This is a genomic window from Kitasatospora sp. NPDC057595, assembly GCF_042800875.1.
GTDB lineage: Bacteria > Actinomycetota > Actinomycetes > Streptomycetales > Streptomycetaceae > Kitasatospora.
The window spans coordinates 92504-111224 of sequence record NZ_JBHVGL010000017.1; the positions used below are offsets into that span (position 1 = coordinate 92504).

Annotated in this window: 14 protein-coding genes; 6 read left to right on the forward strand and 8 right to left on the reverse strand. The window is 75.7% G+C overall.

What is annotated here, in order from left to right:
* The first annotated feature begins 80 nt into the window (after nucleotides 1-80).
* Genes ACFU9E_RS24310 through ACFU9E_RS24325 form a run of 4 tightly spaced genes read left to right on the forward strand, consistent with a single transcriptional unit; the run spans nucleotide 81 to nucleotide 6335 of the window.
* A complete protein-coding gene (locus ACFU9E_RS24310) occupies nucleotides 81-1661 on the forward strand; it encodes a class I adenylate-forming enzyme family protein (RefSeq protein WP_380684768.1) in 1581 nt (526 codons plus the stop codon).
* Nucleotides 1658-2893, forward strand: coding sequence for an FAD-dependent monooxygenase (locus ACFU9E_RS24315; RefSeq protein ID WP_380684767.1), 1236 nt, complete (start codon nucleotides 1658-1660; stop codon nucleotides 2891-2893). Before ACFU9E_RS24310 ends, ACFU9E_RS24315 begins: the two co-directional genes overlap by 4 nt.
* Complete coding sequence (locus ACFU9E_RS24320) at nucleotides 2890-4923, forward strand: FAD/NAD(P)-binding protein (RefSeq protein WP_380684766.1); 2034 nt, start codon at nucleotides 2890-2892, stop codon at nucleotides 4921-4923. Before ACFU9E_RS24315 ends, ACFU9E_RS24320 begins: the two co-directional genes overlap by 4 nt.
* Nucleotides 4920-6335, forward strand: coding sequence for a lyase family protein (locus ACFU9E_RS24325; protein WP_380684765.1), 1416 nt, complete (start codon nucleotides 4920-4922; stop codon nucleotides 6333-6335). The genes ACFU9E_RS24320 and ACFU9E_RS24325 overlap by 4 nt, the downstream gene beginning before the upstream one ends.
* Before the next feature lie 58 nt (nucleotides 6336-6393).
* On the opposite strand, the gene ACFU9E_RS24330 is transcribed toward ACFU9E_RS24325, so the two are convergent.
* The 8 genes from ACFU9E_RS24330 to ACFU9E_RS24365 all read right to left on the reverse strand — a co-directional run bounded on the left by ACFU9E_RS24330 (nucleotide 6394) and on the right by ACFU9E_RS24365 (nucleotide 14970).
* Nucleotides 6394-7788: an aldehyde dehydrogenase family protein gene (locus tag ACFU9E_RS24330; protein ID WP_380685089.1), complete on the reverse strand. Its 1395-nt coding sequence runs from the start codon at nucleotides 7786-7788 to the stop codon at nucleotides 6394-6396.
* The gene (locus tag ACFU9E_RS24335) at nucleotides 7788-8924 is read right to left on the reverse strand and encodes a phenazine antibiotic biosynthesis protein (protein ID WP_380685090.1); all 1137 of its coding nucleotides are present in this window, start codon (nucleotides 8922-8924) and stop codon (nucleotides 7788-7790) included. The genes ACFU9E_RS24330 and ACFU9E_RS24335 overlap by 1 nt, the downstream gene beginning before the upstream one ends.
* Nucleotides 8921-9328: a DUF4440 domain-containing protein gene (locus ACFU9E_RS24340; protein ID WP_355362129.1), complete on the reverse strand. Its 408-nt coding sequence runs from the start codon at nucleotides 9326-9328 to the stop codon at nucleotides 8921-8923. The genes ACFU9E_RS24335 and ACFU9E_RS24340 overlap by 4 nt, the downstream gene beginning before the upstream one ends.
* A gap of 8 nt (nucleotides 9329-9336) precedes the next feature.
* Nucleotides 9337-10140, reverse strand: coding sequence for an arylamine N-acetyltransferase (locus ACFU9E_RS24345; RefSeq protein WP_380685091.1), 804 nt, complete (start codon nucleotides 10138-10140; stop codon nucleotides 9337-9339).
* 107 nt (nucleotides 10141-10247) lie between these two features.
* Entirely contained in the window at nucleotides 10248-12227 is a 1980-nt protein-coding gene (locus tag ACFU9E_RS24350) for an anthranilate synthase family protein (protein WP_380685092.1), read from the reverse strand.
* Nucleotides 12220-12993, reverse strand: coding sequence for a 2,3-dihydro-2,3-dihydroxybenzoate dehydrogenase (locus ACFU9E_RS24355; protein ID WP_380685093.1), 774 nt, complete (start codon nucleotides 12991-12993; stop codon nucleotides 12220-12222). Before ACFU9E_RS24355 ends, ACFU9E_RS24350 begins: the two co-directional genes overlap by 8 nt.
* Before the next feature lie 148 nt (nucleotides 12994-13141).
* On the reverse strand, nucleotides 13142-14317 hold the full coding sequence (locus ACFU9E_RS24360; protein WP_380685094.1) for a 3-deoxy-7-phosphoheptulonate synthase: 1176 nt from the start codon (nucleotides 14315-14317) through the stop codon (nucleotides 13142-13144).
* Nucleotides 14318-14355: 38 nt separating this feature from the next.
* On the reverse strand, nucleotides 14356-14970 hold the full coding sequence (locus ACFU9E_RS24365; protein ID WP_355362139.1) for an NAD(P)H-dependent oxidoreductase: 615 nt from the start codon (nucleotides 14968-14970) through the stop codon (nucleotides 14356-14358).
* Between the two features lie 250 nt (nucleotides 14971-15220).
* Between ACFU9E_RS24365 and ACFU9E_RS24370 the strand changes: the two genes are divergently transcribed.
* Together ACFU9E_RS24370 and ACFU9E_RS24375 are read left to right on the forward strand one after the other, a co-directional pair.
* Nucleotides 15221-16378, forward strand: a complete 1158-nt coding sequence (locus ACFU9E_RS24370; protein ID WP_380685095.1) for a transaldolase family protein — start codon at nucleotides 15221-15223, stop codon at nucleotides 16376-16378.
* Between the two features lie 156 nt (nucleotides 16379-16534).
* Nucleotides 16535-18718, forward strand: a complete 2184-nt coding sequence (locus tag ACFU9E_RS24375) for a helix-turn-helix domain-containing protein (RefSeq protein WP_380715338.1) — start codon at nucleotides 16535-16537, stop codon at nucleotides 18716-18718.
* Nucleotides 18719-18721: the final 3 nt, after the last annotated feature.

Here is an 18721-nt window from a genome sequence, read left to right on the forward strand (position 1 = left end):
CCCCCCCTGAAGCGATTCCGACAACCCCTGCACGTCCCTGAAAGCACAGCGACCCGCAACCCCACCGAGAGGGCGGAACGGTGCTCCTTCAGCGCATAGCCAACCGGGGAATCCGACTGGGCACGCTCTTCGAGCGGGCCGCCGTCCGGAACGGCGCGAACGTGGTGATCCTCGACCACGACCTCGACATCGCTCCCGAGCTGGGCCGGCGGGCCACCGTCGCCGAGCTCGCCGACCTGGTCGACGACCACGCCTCCCGGCTGTGGGCGGCCGGGGTCCGCCCGGGCCGCCGGGTGGTGGTCCACAAGTCGAACAGCTTCGACATCACCCTGCTCGCCTGCGCCGCGGCCCGGATCGGCGCCGTCCCGGTGCTGCTCTCGCCCCAGCTGGACGGCGCGACCGTCACCGAGCTGGTGCGCCGCACCGGCGAACCGTTCCTGCTCACCGACGCGGCCAAGCTCGTCGAGGAGCTGCCGGCCGAGGTCTTCGACCTGGCCTCCGGCGTCCTGCTGGCCTCCGGCGAGCACCCCGGCGCCGTCCCGCTGGCCACGCTGGCCGGCGCCCCGCGGGTCGCCCCGGCCACCCCGGCGCCCGACCACCCGACCCTGATCACCCACACCTCCGGCACCACCGGCACGCCCAAGCTGGCCGTGCACACCGGCCGCACCCTGGAGGCCCGCTACCGCCCGCAGGCGGCCGTGCTGCGCCCGGTCGTCCCCGGGCGGGAGACCATCGCGATCCACGTCTCCTTCGTGCACTCCCGGCTGGTCACCGCCCTGGCGATCTCGCTGTTCCGCGGCTTCCCGATCCTGGTGCTGGCGCACTCGGAGCCCGCGCACGTCGGCGCGCTGTTCGCCCGGCTGCGCCCGGGGATCCTGGAGGCGCACCCCAACTCCTTCATGGAGTGGGAGGAGCTGGCGAAGGACCCGCGCCGCCCGCTGGCCAACGTCAAGCTGTTCTCGTCCACCTTCGACGCGATCCACCCGCGCACCGTGCGCACCATGCTGGCCGCCTCCGCGCGGCGCGCACCGGTCTTCGGCCAGCTGTACGGGCAGAGCGAGGTCGGCCCGGCGGTGGTGCGCTCGTTCTCCCGGCGGCGCGGCGCGGACGCCGACGGCCGCTGCGTGGGCATGCCGTTCCCCGGCTTCACCGACGTCCGGGTGGTGAGCCGCAACGGCGCGCCCCCGTCGGAGGACAACCCGGGGTTCATCGAGGTCCGCAGCGACGGCCGGATCGTCACCTACCTCGGCGAGCAGGCCCGCTACGAGCAGCAGGTGCAGGACGGCTGGTGGCGGATGGGCGACGTCGGCTACCGCACCCGGTGGGGCTGCGTGCACCTGCTGGACCGCGAGGTGGACCTGATCGAGGGCTTCGGCTCCACGCTGGCCGCCGAGGACACCCTGTTCGCCCGGCTCGCCGAGCTCGCCGAGGTGGTGATCGTGCCGGGCCCGGACGGCCGGCCGGTCCCGGTCGTCTGCACCAAGGGCGACCGCCCGCTCGACCCGGCCGCCTGGCGGGCCGCCGCGGCGGGCCTGCCGCCGATGGCCGACCCGGTGCACTGGCGGCTCGGCGAACTCCCGGCCACCGCCACCACCAAGATCAAACGGCTGGAGCTGGCCCGCCGGCTGGCGTCCGCCGAGAGCGACGGGCCGCTCCGATGAGCGGGGACCGCGACACCGCCGCGACCGTGCTGGTGGCCGGCGGCGGGATCGGCGGGCTGGCCGCCGCACTGGCCCTGGCCCGGGCCGGCCACCGGGCGGTGGTCCTGGAGCGGGCGGCGGAGTTCGCCGAGATCGGTGCGGGCATCCAGATCGCGCCGAACGGCATCCTCGCGCTGGAACGGCTCGGCCTCGGCGACGCCGTCCGGGCTGCCGGGGTGCACATGGCCGAGCTGCGCTTCATGGACGGCGTCACCGGCGAGCACGTCACCAGCCTGACCCTCACCGAGCGCTACCGGCAGCGGTTCGGCAACCCGTACGTGGTGGTGCACCGGGCCGAGCTGCACGGGCTGCTGCTGCGTGCCTGCCGGGCCGATGAGCGGATCGAGCTGCGCGCCGCCACCGCCGTCACCGGCTACCGGCAGGACGCCGCGGGCGTGACCGCGCTGCTGGCCGGCGGCGGCGCGGTGCACGGCGACGCGCTCGTCGGCGCGGACGGCATCCACTCGGCGGTCCGTGCCCAACTGGTCGGCGACGGCGAGCCGCGGATCTCCGGCATCACCGTGTACCGGGCGGTGATCCCGATGGAGCTGGTCCCCGAGGAGCTGCGGCTGCTCACCTCGGTGACCTGGTGGACCGGCCCGCACTGCCACTTCGTCCACTACCCGATCGCCGGCGGGTCCTTCCTCAACCTGGCCGCCTCCCGGGACAACGGCGCCACCGAGGCGCTCGCCAACGTACCGGTCCCCGAGGAGACGGTCGCGGAGCAGCTGGCGGGCCTGGCCGCGCCGGCCGCCCGGCGGCTGCTGGCGCTCGGCGAGGGCTGGCGCTCCTGGGTGCTGGTGGACCGCGACCCGGTGGAGCGCTGGACCGACGACCGGGTGGCGCTGCTCGGCGACGCCGCGCACCCGATGCTGCACTACGCGGCCCAGGGCGCCTGCCAGGCCCTGGAGGACGCCGTGCTGCTGGGCGAGTTGGCCGACGGCACCGACGCCCTCGCACGGGCCTTCGCCTCGTTCGCCGCCGAACGGCGCGCCCGCACCGCGGCCGTGCAGCGCGCCGCGCGGGAGTCGATCCGGCTCTGGCACCCGGCGGGCGAGGCCGCCGAGGCCCGCAACCGGCTACTGCGCGGCTTCTCCGAGGGCGAGCTGCACGAGCGGGTGGCCTGGATGCACGGAGTCAAGACCTTTTCATCATCTGATCACCACAACTACGATGGCGAGCCGTGGGCATGATCGACCGTCACCTCCAGATCTGTGTCATCGGCGCGGGTCCGCGCGGCCTGTCAGTACTGGAACGGCTCTGCGCCAACGAACGAACCCGGCCCGCCGGGTCCACCGTCACCGTGCACGTGGTGGACCCGGCGCCCCCCGGCGCGGGCCGGGTCTGGCGCACCGACCAGTCCCGGCACCTCCTGATGAACACGGTGGCCTCGCAGATCACCGTGTACACCGACGACAGCGTACGGATCGAGGGCCCGGTCGAACCCGGCCCGAGCCTGTACGAATGGGCAAAGTCCATTGCCCGGGAGGGCGGTTCCGCCGGCCGTCCGGCCCGCCACGACGACCAGACCCTGGCCGAGGCCGCCGACCTGGGTCCGAACACCTACCCGACCCGCGCCTTCTACGGCCAGTACCTGCACGACGCCTTCCGCGCCGTGGTCGCCGCCGCCCCGCCCACCGTGACCGTCCGGGTGCACCGCTCCCGGGCGGTCGCGATGGCCGACGCGCACGGCTTCCCCGGCGGCCCGCAGGGCGTCCGGCTGGAGGACGGCACCCGGCTGAACCGGCTGGACGCCATCGTGCTCGCCCAGGGCCACGTCCCCGCCCGGCCCACCCCGCGCGAGGCGCGCACCGCCAGCCTGGCCCGGATCCACCACCTCGACTACGTCGCCCCCGCCAACCCCGCCGACGTCCACGTCACCACCCGGCCCGGCCAGAGCGTCCTGCTGCGCGGCCTCGGTCTCAACTTCTTCGACCACATGGCGCTCTTCACGCTCGGCCGCGGCGGCCACTTCGAGCGGGTCGACGGCACCCTGGTCTACCGCCCCTCCGGCACCGAGCCCAGGCTCTACGCCACCTCCCGGCGCGGCATCCCGTACCACGCGCGCGGCGAGAACGAGAAGGGCGCCCACGGACGCCACCTGCCCCGGCTGCTCACCACCGAGGTGGTCGCCGGGCTGCGCGAACGCGCCCGCCGGGGCGAGCCGGTGCGCTTCGCCACCGACCTGTGGCCGCTGGTCTCCCGCGAGGTGGAGGCCGTCTACTACGGCGCGCTGCTCACCGCCAGGGCCCGCGGCGCCGAGCGCGCGGACTTCACCGACCGCTACCTGACCGCCGACGACCCGGCCGCGGTGCTCGACGCCCACGGCCTCCCGGCGACCGAGCGGTGGAGCTGGGACCGGCTCTCCCGCCCGTACGCCGGGCGGGAGTTCACCGACCGCGCGGACTTCCGCGGCTGGCTGCTCGACCACCTGCGCCAGGACGTCGCCGAGGCCCGGGCCGGAAACCTCAGCGGCCCGCTGAAGGCCGCCCTGGACGTGCTGCGCGACCTGCGCAACGAGATCCGGCTGGCGGTCGACCACAGCGGCATCGAGGGCGACTCCTACCGGGACGACCTGGACGGCTGGTACACCCCGCTGAACGCCTTCCTGTCCATCGGCCCGCCGACCGAGCGGATCGAGCAGCTGATCGCGCTCGTCGAGGCCGGGGTGCTGGAACTGCTCGGCCCCGGCACCGAGATCCGGATCGACCCGGTCGACCCGGCGTTCACCGCGCACTCCACCGCCGTCCCCGGCCCACCGGTCCGGGCCTCGGTGCTGATCGAGGCCCGGCTGCCCGAACCCGACCTGCGCCGTACCGACGACCCCCTGCTGCGCCATCTGCTGGACACCGAGCAGTGCGCCCCCTACCGGATCCCCGACGGACACGGCGGCGGCTACCAGACCGGCGGCCTCGCCGTCACCGAGCGGCCCTACCGGCTGCTGGACGCGCGCGGCCGGGCGCACCCGCGCCGCTTCGCGTACGGCGTGCCGACCGAGGCCGTGCACTGGGTGACCGCCGCCGGCATCCGCCCCGGCGTCGACTCGGTGACCCTGGGTGACTCCGACGCCATCGCCCGCGCGGTGCTGGCGCTCTCCCCCGCCCCCGAGTGGCCCGCCGCGCCGCTGCCGCCCCAGGCCCGCGCCGACGGCACCGACGGCACCGACGGCACGTTCCGGGTGAGCGAGACCGAGGAGATCCGACCGAGAGGCGTCGTCGTATGACCGACCAGCACCCCGCCCCGACCGGGGCCGACACCGACTCCGGGCTGCTCTCGCCCGTCCGGGCCGGCACCCCGGTCGAGGCGGCCGTGGCCGACCGGTCCTGGCTGCAGGCCATGCTGGACGCCGAGGCCGCGCTGGCCCGCGCCCAGGCCGGACTCGGCACGGTGCCCCCCGCCGCGGCCGCCGCGATCACCCGGGCCGCCCGCGCCGAGCACTTCGACGCCCGCGAGCTCGCGCTCGCCTCCCGGGAGACCGCCAACCCGGTGGTCGGCCTGGTCCAGGCACTGGCCCGGGTGGTGGCCGCCGAGGACCCGGCCGCCGCCGAGTACGTGCACCGCGGCTCAACCAGCCAGGACATCCTGGACACCGGCGCGATGCTCGTCGCCGCCCGGGCCCTGCGGCTGATCCGCGCCGACCTGGAGCGCACCGCCGGCGCGCTCGCCGCGCTGGCCGCCGAGCACCGGGACACCGTGCTGGCCGGCCGCACCCTGGCCCTGCAGGCGGTGCCCACCGCCTTCGGCCTCAAGGCGGCCGGCTGGCGGCAGCTGGTGCTGGACGCCGACCGCCGGCTCGCCGCCGTCCTGGCGGACGGGCTGCCGGTCGCCCTCGGCGGCGCCGCCGGAACCCTGGCCGGCTACCTGGAGTACGCCCGGCTGGACGGCCCGGACCCGGACGTCGACGCCGGCGCCTACCTGGACCGGCTGGTGGACGCCTTCGCGGCGGAGACCGGACTGGCCCGCCCGGCGCTGCCCTGGCACGCGCTGCGCACCCCGATGGCCGACCTGGCCGCCGCGCTGGCCTTCACCGCCGGGGCGCTCGGCAAGATCGCGGTGGACGTGCAGTCGATGACCCGCACCGAGGTCGGCGAGGTGGTCGAGCCGGCCGCCGCCGGGCGCGGCGCCTCCTCCGCGATGCCGCACAAGCGCAACCCGGTGCTGTCCACCCTGCTGCGCAGCGCCGCGCTCCAGGTGCCGGTGCTGGCCGCCGGACTGACCCAGTGCCTGGTCACCGAGGACGAGCGCTCCGGCGGCGCCTGGCACGCCGAGTGGCTGCTGCTGCGCGAGTGCCTGCGGCTGGCCGGCGGAGCCGCGTTCACCTCGGTGGAGCTGGCCGAGGGGCTGCTGGTCCGCCCGGAGCGGATGCGGGCCAACTTGGAGCTCACCGGCGGACAGCTGGTCTCCGAGCGGATCGCCGCCCGGCTGGCACCCGGGCTCGGCAAGGCTGAGGCCAAGCGGCTGCTGACCGAGGTCTCGCTGACCGCCGACCGGGAGGGCCGCCCGCTGGCCGAGGTGCTGGGCGGACGGCCGGAACTGGCCGGGCACTTCACCCCGGCCGAGATCGCCGAGCTGTGCGACCCGGCCGGGTACACCGGCGCGGCCGGCGCCCTGGTCGACCGGGCCCTGCGGGCCTGAACGCGCGGCCGGGCGGCCGGGGTCCCGGGGGCGGTGAGCCCCCGGGACCCCGGTCCGCTCAGCGGATGACGGTCTTGGTCCGCATCAGGAACTCCCCGAGGTAGCCGTCGTGCGGCACACCCGGCCGGATCCAGTACGTCGGGTGGTCGCCCCGGTAGACGTTGGCGATGCTCGGCTCGCGCAGCAGCCGGTCGAACAGCTCGTCGTCCCCGGTGAGCGCGGTCAGCACCAGCGAGTCGCGCAGCGGCGCGACCCCGGCCTCCGGGCTCCACGGCGCCACCCAGACGCAGGGGAAGGCGAGTTCGATCCCGGCCTGCTCGGCGTCCGGCCGGTCCAGCTGGTGCACCGCCGGGCGCAGCACCGCGCTGCCGTCGCCGAGTTCGGCCACCACGCCGTCACCGCCGAGCCAGGCCCGGGTGCCGGCCGCCCGGCGCAGCAGGTACGCCTCGATCGCCCGGGCCTCGGCGACCGGCTGGACGGAGAGCACCGCCTTCTCGTCCTCCGGCGGCAGGGTGGGCAGCGCGGAGAGCCGTTCGGCGATCGCCGCCGCCAGCGGCGCCGGGTCGCCCTCGACCAGCACGGCGGTGGCGTTGATGCAGGCCACCCCGCCCTGGTGGGCGATCGAGTCGACGACGGTGTCCAGGTGCTCCCGCCAGTCGGTGTCCCGGGTGATCAGGATCTTGGAGCGCCCCGGGCCCTGCGGCAGCACGGTGCTGCCGGCGTACTTGCGGACCACGTCGTCGCCGCCGTAGACCATGCCGAGGTCGGCGCCGGCCAGCAGTTCGTCGGCGACATCGTGGTCGGTGGGCAGCAGCACCACCTGGTCGGAGCCGAAGCCGGCCAGCCGCAGCGCGGTGACCAGCCGGTGCGGGGTGAGCGGTTCGCGCCGCGAGGGCCGGACGGCGACCCGGTAGCCGAGCGCCAGCGCCTCCAGCCAGAGGCCGTGCGGGCCCGGGTGGTTGCCGGCCGCGTGGACGGCGAACACCTCGCCGCGCCTGGTCCACACCGCGCTGCCGCGGCGCGTCGCGCTGTCCCGCCAGTCGGCCACCGCCCCGGCCGGGCGGGCCTGCTGGGCGGCCCAGCCGGCCTTCTCGGCGGAGTCGGCGATGGCCCGGACGGCCTCCCGGACCACCCCGATCGGCACCCCGGAGACCCGGGCCACGGCGCGCTGGTAGCCGTCGAGGTCCAGGCCGTCGATGCGCTCGGTGAGGAAGATCCGCCCGGCCCGGGCGAGCGCGGCGGACCGCTCCTCGGCCGGCAGCGGCTCGGCGGCGTGCAGGGCGCGCATCGCGCGGCTGACGAACAGCCGTGGCACCAGGCTGAGTTCGGCGAACGGCGCGCCGGTGACGTCGCCCACCACGGTCCGCTTGCGGGCCCGGTACGGCTCGCCGGGGCCGAGCGCGTCCAGCTGCAGCAGGGGGGACGGCTGCGAGGGCCGGGACTGCTCCGTCATCAGTACACCCCCTCGACGACCGTCTCGTCCTCGAACTCCCGGACCGGCGCGATGTCCGCGACCGAGTCCCCGGGCTGTCCGGGCGGCGCGGGGATCCGGGTGGCGAGGTCGCGCTCCAGGTTGTTGGGCACCAGCAGCCCCTTGGAGACGTGGTGCATCACCACCTGGCCGCGCTCGCCGTACTCCACCGTCCGCCCGGTCTCCGGGTCGACCACGCCGAAGCTCATGTACGGCGCGAAGGGGTCGTAGACGCAGGGGTCGTCGTCGGTCAGCCCGGGACGCTCGCTGGCGTTGCCGAGGATCATGGTCGAGCCGTAGCCGCTGTAGAGCACGGCCTTCGGGAAGACCTCGGTGCGGTAGAGGTGGCGGGTGTCCGGGTCCAGCTGGGTGCCGACCCAGTTGATCGCCCGGACCTTCTCGTCCACCAGCCGGGCCAGGTCGTCCCGGCGGGCGATCCGCTCCAGCACCGGCGGGGTGCAGAGCAGCACGCCGACGTCCTGGGTCTCCAGCACGAAGGCGACCTGGTCGACGATGTGCTCGGCGTAGGCGGCGGCCTCCTCGCCGCGGCCCGCCGAGATCAGCTTCTTGACCCAGCGCGGGTCGAGGTCGACGGTGAAGGCGAGGCCGCCGCGCAGCGCGGTCTGCGCCTTGATGACGTCGCCGACCATGTGCGGGCCGGTGGGCCCGACGACCAGCCAGTTGACGTCCTGCGGCACGCCGTGCAGGTCGAGCTGGGCGCTGGACCAGCCGAGCAGCCGGTCCAGCCAGTCGCGCAGCAGCAGGATCCGCTTGGGCGCGCCGGTGGTGCCGCCGCTCTCGTAGACGCCGACCACCTCGGCGCGCCCGCCGTAGCCGCGCGGCAGGAGGTCCTCGACCCGGGCGGTGCGCAGTTCGTTGGCGAGGTTGGGGAACTTCGCGAGGTCGGCGTGGGTGGTGACGTCGGTGAGCGGGTCGAAGCCGAGCGAGCCGGCCCGGGCGAGCCAGAACGGGGAGCCGGTCTCCGGGGAGAAGTGCCAGCGCATCGCGGCGCGCAGGTAGGCGTCCGGGTCGGGGCCGGCGTCGAAGGGCAGGTCGAGCAGGGGGTCGGGCAGCGGGCCGGGCCCTTCCAGGACAGGGCTTTCCGGAACAGGGGTCACTGGGGTCCCTCCTCGGGGAGGCGGTCGGTGCCGGGCGGGTTGTCGATGGCGTAGCGCCAGCGGCCGTCGGCGCCGCGCCGGGCGACGTCGGTGGCGGTGCCCGCGGAGCGGAACGGGTTGCCGTCCGGGTCCTCGCCCTCGATCAGGTAGTCGCCGATCAGCAGGGCGAGGTCGCCGGTGGTGTAGCAGTGCCGGAGTTCGATGCGGATCGGCAGGCCGAGGGCCAGGAAGCCGGCGACGGCGGCGCGCCGGTCGTCGCCGGTGAGCACCGTGCCGGGACGGTCGACGAAGGCGGCGCCTGGTTCGAAGAGCGGCTCGACGGCGGCCGGGTCGCCGGTGTTGAAGGCCTCGGCGAAGACGGCGGGCAGCCGGGCCGGGTCGGTCGGCGGGGTCGCGGAGGTCATGGCGGAGGTCATCCCGTCTGGACGCCGGCGGTCACGCCGCCGGCGGGCTGGGCGGGCAGCCGGTCGAGGCTGAAGCCGAAGTGGGTCTTGTAGGCCTCCAGCACGGCGGCGTCGCCGGCGAACTCCTGGGTGCTGCGCTCCCCGCCGGCCAGCGTGGAGAGCTGGTTGCCCTTGAGGGTGATCCGGCCGTCCTCGGTCCGCAGGGTGCAGAACACGTCCTGCAGGAAGGGCGATTCGGGCGCGGTGCGGTACCACCAGAGGGTCGGGCGGAAGTCCTCGATCCGCACCGGGCGGTCGTCCAGCCGGTACAGCGGCCTGCCGTTCAGCAGCACGTCGAAGCCGCCGCCCTCGACGTCGACCAGCTGGAACTCGCCGTCCGGGTCGTGCTGGACCTCGCGGGAGGCCAGCCGCAGCGGGTGGCGGCTGTTGCGGCCGAAGCCGGTGTCGACCAGCCACTGCTCGCCGTCCACGGTGACCCGCAGGGCGAGGTGGCACAGGGCTGCGCCGAGCGTGCCGCCGGGGCGGTGGACCCGGCCGGGGAGGATCTCCACCGGGTAGCCGAGGGCGGTGAGCAGGAACGAGAAGGCCGGGTTCACCTCGTAGCAGCCGCCGCCGCGGTGCTGGCGGACGATCTTGTCGAGGACCTGCTCGTCCATGTGGACGGGCTCGTCGAGGTGGTAGCCGAGGTTCTCGAACGGCACGGACAGCACGTGCCGCTCCTGGAGGCGGGTGAGCGCGGCGAGGTCGGCCCGCTCGGGCCGTTCGGCGCCGATCCGGGCGAGATACGCGTCCACCAAGGCGTCGTCCAGCACGGTGATCTCCTTGTCGGTGATTGCGGTGGTTGCGGTGGTTCCGCCGGGGTTTTCCGGCTCCGGTAATGCTTTTCCAGGTGGAACGGTTGGGGGACGTGTACGACTCGTCAGGGGAATTCCGGCCCTTCCGGCGCTTTCCGCTCGGCGGACGGTAATACCAACGCGTGTTCGATCAGATCACCGGTGATCCGCACGCCGTCGCGGGTGAGCACCGACTCGGCGTGGAACTGCACCGAGGCGAAGCCCGGTCCGCGCAGCGCGTGCACCTCGCCGGTCGTGGCATCCCGGGCGATCCACACCGGGCCGACCCCGGGCGCCTCGAACCACGCCGCCGCAGCGCCCGCGTCGGCTTCCCAGGAGGCGGCGAAGGTGTTGTAGAAGCCGACCCGCTCGGCGGCACCGAACAGGTCGATCGCGCGCTGCACGCCCTGGTTGGGCACCGCGCGGCGGACCAGCGGCAGCCCCAGCTCGGCGCTGAGCACCTGGTGGCTCAGGCAGACCGCCAGGAAGGGCCGCCGCGCGGCCAGCAACTCCCGGACCGCCGCGCGGAGATGGGCGATCTTCGGGTGCGCGGTGTCGCGCGGGTCGCCGGGCCCCGGCCCGAGCACCACCAGGTCCGTCCCGGCGAGCGCGTACGGCTCGTCGAACCGGCGGACCTCGACCTCCAGGCCGAGCGCCCGCAGCTGGTGGCCGATCATCGCGGTGAAGGTGTCCTCGGCGTCCACCACCAGCACCCGCCGCCCGACCAGCCCGGGGCGCGGCCTGGCCCGCTCCGCGTCCCCGGCCAGCCAGAAGTCCGCCAGACCCCCGTTGCGACCGGCCAGCGCCGCCCGCACCCGCGGGTGCGCGGCGAACCGGTCCCGGCCGCCCTCGGTCAGCGCGGCCAGCAGGCCGGCCGCCTTGGCCCTGGTCTCGGCCACCTCGGAGAGCGGGTCGGAGTGCCGCACCAGGGTCGCCCCGACGCCGATCCGCAGCCGGCCGCCGGGCGCGATCTCGGCGGTGCGGATCAGGATGCCGGAGTCCAGGGTCCGCCCGCCGGCCGCGTCCCGGCCGATCAGCGCGGCCACCCCGCTGTAGTAACCCCGGCCGCCGGGCTCGTACTTGGCGATCACCCGGGCGGCGGACTCCAACGGGCTGCCGGTCACCGTCGGCGCGAACAGCGTCTCGCGCAGCACCTCGCGCGGGTCCCGGCCGGTGCGGCCCTCGATGAAGTACTCGGTGTGCGCGAGCCGGGCCATCTCCTTGAGGTACGGGCCGACCACCCGGCCGCCGCCCGGGCAGATCCGGGCCATCATCTTGAGCTCCTCGTCGAGCACCATGGAGAGCTCCTCGCTCTCCTTGCGGTCGGCCAGGAAGTCCATCAGCCCGTCGAGGTCCGGGCCGCGCTCCGGATAGCGGTAGGTGCCGCTGATCGGGTTCATCACCGCCCGTCCGCCGTGCACGCTGATGTGCCGCTCGGGGGTGGCGCCGACCAGCGTCCGCTCCCCGGTGTGCACCAGGAAGGTCCAGTAGGCACCGCTCTCCCGCCGCAGCAGCCGGCCGAACAGGGTGAGCGCGGCGGACGCGGCGTCCCCGCCGACGCCGGCCAGGTAGGAGCGCTTGAGCACGAAGTTGGCGCCGGTGCCCTCGCCGATCTCCTCCGCGACCACCCGGCGGACGGTCTGCGCGTACTCCTCGTCGCCGAGGTCGAAGCCGCCGCCGGTCAGCTCGATCGGCCCGTCCGGGAGCCGGGCGAGCAGGTCGGCGAGCGGCAGCACGGCCTGTTCGGTGACGGTCAGCGCGAGCAGCGGGGCGCCGTCGTCCGGGGCCTCGAAGCCGCGCTCGGCGATCTGCCGGTAGGGGACCAGGGCGAGCAGCTCGTGCCGCTCGCCGGCCGGTTCCCCGGGCGGCCCCGGCTCCCCGGACTCCTCGGGCTCCTCGGGCTCCTCGGACAGCGGCAGGTCGGCCAGCACCGCCGGGGCGGACACCTCGCCGATCAGCAGCTCCACCAGGCCGGGGCCGGTGGCCTCCGGCCGGTGCAGCAGCGCGAACGCGGGCGGCCGGTCGGCCAGCACCCGGTCCAGCGGGGACGGTCGGTCGCTACGCACCGAGCCCGGCACCCCCGTCCACCGTGAGCGCGTGCAGGGTGACGTGGCCGGCCTCGTCGGAGAGCAGGAAGGCCACCGCGTGCGCGACGTCCTCGGGGCGGCCCAGCTTGCCGAGCGGGATGCCGACCTTGTAGGCGGACGGCAGCCCGGCGACGGTAGCGGCCCGCCCGGCCTCGCCGTCCGACCACATGGCGCTGAGCATCGGGGTGTCGGTGGAGCCGGGCGCGACCACGTTGCAGCGGATGCCGTACCGGGCCACCTCCAGGCCCAGGCTGCGGGTGAAGTGGGTGGCCGCCGCCTTGGAGGCCGCGTAGGCCGCCATCTCGGTGCGCGGGACGAGGCCCGCGTTGGAGGCCACCGTGACGATCGCGCCGTGCCCGCGCGGGATCATCCGGCGGACCACCGCCCGGGAGACCCGGAAGACACCCTCGGCGTTGATCGCGAAGGTGGTCCGCCAGTCCTCGTCGCTGAGGTCGCGGATCGCGCCGAGCCGCAGCACCCCGGCGTTGTTGACCAGGTGGTCGAGCGGTCCCAGCCGCTGCTCGGCGGCCTCGACGGCCGCCTCGACGGAGGCGCTGTCGGTGACGTCGGCGGGGATCGCGGCCACCGTGCGGCCCTCGGCGGTCAGCTTGCCGGCGAGCTCGGCGAGGCGCTCGGCGTCCCGGTCCACGGCCGCGACGAGCGCACCGCGCTCGGCCAGCAGCCGGACCACGGCGGCGCCGATGCCGCCCGCCGCGCCGGTGACGAATGCCACCTTGTTTCTCATGTGCGGACCTCCCTGGGGGACGCGGCCCGGGGGCGTGGGCCGCGGGTGGGTTGGGGTGGTGCACGGGACGGAACGGGGTGGTGCGGTGCCCGGGCCCGGACTCGGGTGCGGGCCGGGACCGGACCCGGACTCCGGCCGGGACCGGGCCTCAGGGGCGCCAGGCGGACACCACGGCGAGCGCCTGGCCCGGGTTGAGCCTCGGGTCGCACAGGCTCGTGTACTTGTCGCCGACCCGGGCCAGTCCCGACCCGTCGTCGGCGCACTCGGTGACGTCGTCCGGGGTGGTCTCCAGGTGCAGTCCCCCGTCGACGCCGCCCTCGGCGCGGACGGCCTGCTGGAAGGCCTCGACCTCCCGCACCAGTGCCGGCACCAGCCGGGTCTTCAGCCCGTCCGGCCCGGGGACGGTGTTGCCGTGCATCGGGTCGCTGAGCCAGACCACCGGGTGCCCGGCCGTGCGGACGGCGCGGACCAGCCCGGGCAGGACCTCGGCGACCCGGTCCGCGCCGAGCCGGGCGATCAGGGTGAGCCGGCCGGGCTCGCGGCCCGGGTCGAGCAGGGCGCACAGCCGCAGCAGCTCCTCGGCGGTGGTGGCCGGGCCGACCTTGCAGCCGACCGGGTTCACCACCCGGGCGAGCAGCGCGACATGGGCGCCGTCGGGGTCGCGGGTCCGCTCGCCGATCCACGGGAAGTGGGTGGAGGCGAGCAGCGGCCGGCCCCGCTCGTCCCGGCGCAGCAGCGGCAGTTCGTAGTCCAGCAGCAGCGCCTCGTGGCTGGTCCACGGCGGCGGCCCGACGGCGGCCGGTTCGCCGGGGGCGAGCCGGCCGAGGTGGTCCATCACCCGCCGGGCCGCCTCGTAGCCGGCCGTCAGCCGGCGCGGGTCCGGGGTGCGCCGGGCCCGGTCGGGTTCCGGGCCGTTGACCAGATGGCCTCGGTAGACCGGGAGTTCGACGCCGTCGCACAGCTCGGTGGGGCGCGAACGGGGCTTGGCGTACTGGCCGCCGATCCGGCCGATCCGCACCACCGGGCGGTGCGTGGTGAGCTTCAGCCGGCCGGCCAGCAGGTCGAGCAGCGCGGCTTTGCGGGCGACGTCCCCGGAGCTGCTCTCCTGGGGGTCCTCGGCGCAGTCGCCGGCCTGCAGGACGTGCGCGCGGCCCAACGCGACCCGGGCGAGCAGGGCGCGCAGCCGGTGCACCCCGGCGGCTTCCACCAGGGCCGGTCGGTCGGCCAACTCTTTTCGGACGGCGGCGAGTTCGACCGGATCCGGCCAATCGGGCTGCTGCCCGGCGGGGCGGCCGGCGAGGGCGGCCGCGAGCGGGTCGTGCACTGTGCTCTCCCTCCCGGGTGGGCGGACCCGTCCGGTCGCTAGTCGGCGAGGCCGCGGACCAGTCCGGCCACCCGGACCACCCGGCGGGCCTGGAACTCGACGGCGGCGATGTTCTCCTCGTGCACCTGACCTGGCACGTTGCGGGAGACCGCGCTGGCCCCGTACGGGTTGCCGTTGTTGGGGCGGAACAGCACCGGGTCGGTGGAGCCGGTGGCCAGGATCAGCGAGCCCCAGTGGCAGAAGGCGTTGTGCAGCGCGAGGATCGTCGTCTCGTGGCCGCCGCGCGGCGCCGAGCCCGAGGTGAACGCGGAGACCGCCTTGTCGGCCAGCCCGCCGGGGATCGACAGCGGCGCCGTCGAGTCGACGAACCGCAGCACCGGCGCGGCCGGCAGGCCGAACCGCACCGGGGTGCCGATCAGGATGCCGTCCGCCCAGGCCAGGTCGTCGAGGGTGGCCTCGGGCACGTCCGCGGTACGGACCCGCAGCTCCCGGGCGGCCTCCTCGGTGCCCGGCACGTAGGTGTCGTCCGGCAGGTCCGCGATCCGGCGCAGCCGCACCTCGGCGCCCGCCTTCCCGGCGGCGTCGGCCGCCGCCTCGGCCAGCCTGGCGACATTTCCGGTCGACGAGTAATAGATGACGGCAATGGTGGTCACGGCGGTGAACTCCTCGGGGGCGACGGCGCGGCGTTCCCCTGATCGTTGACCGTGGACCGGCGAGCGGCCAACGGAGTTCCCGGCACTTCGTCAGGTGGCGGCGGACTCCATCAAATACTCGCCGATCACTTCACCGGTCCCGACCTGACATTGACCGGAGGACTCGCTTTTCCGGGCACGAATTGCTCCCTATCCTCGGTCCACGGCCCGTTTGCGGTCCGTCGCAGAGCCGAGGAGCAGTGATCCCGCAGTGAAGAAGCCGCCGGCCGCCTCGCCCCGCACCGGAGACCTGCGGCCGCTGATCTCCGAGGGCGTCTCACCCTGGCTGGACGGGATCCACCGCGGTCTGGCCGCCTCGGGCCTGCTCGGCCGGCTGATCGAGCGCAGGGGTCTGCGCGGCGCCACCACCAACCCCGCCCTGCTGGCCGGCCCGCTGCGGCACGATCCGGCCTACGCCGACCAGTTGGCCCGGCTGGCCGGCCACCACGTCTCCCCCGAGGGCTCGGTCTGGGCCGCCACCGTGCACGACCTGCGGCTGGTCTGCGAGGAGTTCCTCGGCGTCTTCCGCACCACCCACGGCCACGACGGCCTGGTCTCCGCCGACCTGGACCCGCGGCTGGCCCACGATCCGGCCGCGACCGTCGCGGAGGCCGTCGAACTGGCCCGCGCGGTGGACCGGCCCAACCTGCTGGTGAAGATTCCGGCCACCCCCGCCGGGCTGACCGCGATCCGCGACTGCCTGGGCCTGGGGCTCGGCGTGCACGCCACCGGCCTCTACTCGGTGCGGCGCTACGGGCAGGTGGTGGACGCCTACTTCGACGGTCTGGAGCAGGCGCTGGCGGCCGGCCACCGGCTGGCCGGCATCGCCTCGGTGGCCTCGCTGCCGGTCGGCCGGGTCGACCGGGAGATCGACCGGCGGCTCGCCGCGATCCCCGGGCCGGACGCCGCGGCGCTGCGCGGCCTCACCGCGCAGGCCGCGGCCCGGCTGATGTACCGGGCCTACGAGGACCGGCTCGGCGACGGCCGCTGGCGCACCCTGCGCGCCTCGGGGGCGCGCCCGCAGCGGCTGCTGTGGACCGACTCGGCGCTCGGCGGGGCCGCCGCGCAGGCCCGGTACGTGGCCGGGCTGGTGTCCTGGGGCACCGCGCACGCGATGACCCGGCCGGTGCTGGAGGAGGCGGTCCGCAAGCTCCGGCTGGAGGGCGACACCCTGCTCGGCCGGCACGAGGCGGCCCGCGCGGTGCTCGACCGGCTGGGCCGGCTCGGCATCGACTACGGCGCGGTGGCCCGGCGGCTGGAGGAGGAGAGCGTCCCCGGGCTGGTCGAGCACTGGCGGCGGCTGCACACCGCCGTCGAGGGCCGCCCGGCCGGCCTGTCCGGCGATCCGGAACCGGCCCGACTGAGCTGATCGCGCCGGAGGGCTGACTGGCCGTCACCGCCTTGGCATGTGCCCCCGGCGGGCGCCCGGACCCGTTCTTGACGGGACCAACCGCCCCCGCATACCTTCCGATCAGCAGGCCGTCACGCACTCCTTCGTCCAGGAGGGCCTGGGGGAGGGAAGGTCATGACGCGACGGTCGGCCGACTCAATCGCGTTCAACGTCCTGGAACTGCTGGCCAGCGAGGCGCCGGCCGCCGAGGTGGCGGAGCTGGTCGAGCAGGCCCGGCGGGGTTGCGAGTCCGCCCGGGAACGGGCGGCGCTCTGCCGGATCGAGCAGCTCGGTCTGTCCATCCGCTCCCAGTCCCAGCGCCGCCGCCGGCGCGAGGCCGGGCTGACCGCGCTCGCCGACACCGCCCGCGACCTGGCCCTGCCCTACGAACTGGACAGCCTGCTGCGGGTGATCACCCGCCGGGCCCGGCTGCTGCTGGGCGCCGACCTGTCCTGCCTGACCACCACCGAACCGCCCGGCGGCGAGCCGGGGCCGGAGCCGGTGCGGATCCGCACCACCGACGGCACCTGCGGGTCGCTGCGGGCCGGCCTGGCCGTGCCCGACGGCTTCGGCCTGGGCGGCGGCGTACCGGCCGACCCGGGGCCGTTCTGGACCCCGGACTACCTCGCCGACGAGCGGATCCGGCGCAGCCCGGTGGTCGACGCGACGATCCGCGCCGAGGGGCTGCGGGCCGTGATGGCCGTCCCGCTGGGCCACCGCGGCCGGCCGTTCGGCACGCTGTACGTCGCCGAGCGCGCGGTGCGCTACTTCACCACCGACGAGATCTCGCTGATGGCCGCGCTCGGCGACCTCGCCGGGGTGGCGATCGAGAAGGCCCGGCTGCTGGAGCGGGCCTCCCGGGCGCCCGCCGGTCCGCCGGGCCGGCCGGTCGCCCCGGCGGACCGTTCGGACGAGGCGGGCCGTCCGGGCGGCACGGACGGTTCGGGCGGTTCGGGCGGCACGGACGGTTCGGGCGGCACGGACCGGGCGGACCCGGCCGGTGAACTCGCCGAGGTGCACCGGAGCCTGGTCGACCTGGCGCTCTCCGGCCGCGACCCGCACGCCCTGGTCCGGGACGCCGGCCGCCGGCTCGACCTGGGCCTGCGGGTGTACGCCAGCGACGGCACCGTGCTCGCCTCGGCCGGCGAGCTGCCCGAGCTCGACGAGCCGACCGTGCTGGCCACCGCCGTCGACACCCACGCGGCCGGGCGTCCGGTCCGGCTGGCCGGACCGCTCTGGGCCACCCCGGTGCGCGCCGGTTCGACCGACCTCGGCACCCTGCTCGCCCGCCCGTCCGGCCAACGTGCCGAACGGGCCGCGGAGTTCTGCCAGAGCGTCGCGCAGGCCCTCGCGGTCGCCCTGCTGCTGGAGGGCGAGCGGTCGGCCGCCCCGGCCCGCCCGGTCCGCGACGAGCTGCTCGACGAACTGCTCAGCAACCCGCAGCGCCCGCCCCAGCAACTGGCCGCGCGGGCCCGCCGGCTGGGCATCGACCTGTCCGCCGAGCACGTCCTGGTGGTCGCCCGGCCCGAGGGCGAGGCCCAGGGGCGGACGGCGACCTGGGCCGGCCTGTACGCCCACCGGATGGGCGGCCTCAAACGGGTGCACAACGGCCGGGCGGTACTGCTGCTGCCCGGCGCCGATCCGGGCCGGGCCGCCAGGGCGGTCGCCGAGGAGCTCACCCCGCTGCTCGGCCTGCCGGTGACGGTCGGCGCGGCCGGGCCGGTCTGCGACCCGACCTCGGTCCTGCACGGCTACCGCGAGGCGCTGCGCTGCCTGGACGCGATGACCTCGCTGGGCGCCGTCGGCCGTGCCGCCTCCGCGCGCGAACTCGGGTTCGTGGGCGTTCTGTTGGCGGACAACCATGACATCGACGGGTTCATCGAGTCGGCCGTCGGGCCGGTCCTCGACTACGACCGGCAGCGGCTCACCGAGCTGACCCGCACCCTGCAGGCCTGGTTCGAGACCGGCAACAGCCCGACCCACGCGGCGCAGCGGCTGCACGTGCACCCCAACACGGTGGCCCGGCGGCTGGAGCGGATCGGCGAACTGCTCGGCCCGGACTGGCTGAAGCCCGAGCGCTCCTTCGAGATCCAGCTGGCGCTCAAGCTCTGCCGGGTGCGCCGGGTACTGCTCGACCGCAACACCCGGAACACCCGGGACGGTCGCGAGGGGCGCGAGGGCCGGGACGGCCGCGACTCCCGCGACGGGTCGGACAGCCCCGACGCCCTCGACAGCCAGAACACCCGGGACACCCAGAACACCCGCGACGCCCGGGGCCCGAGCGACAGCCGCAACGGCCACCCCGGCCCGGGCGGCTGACGC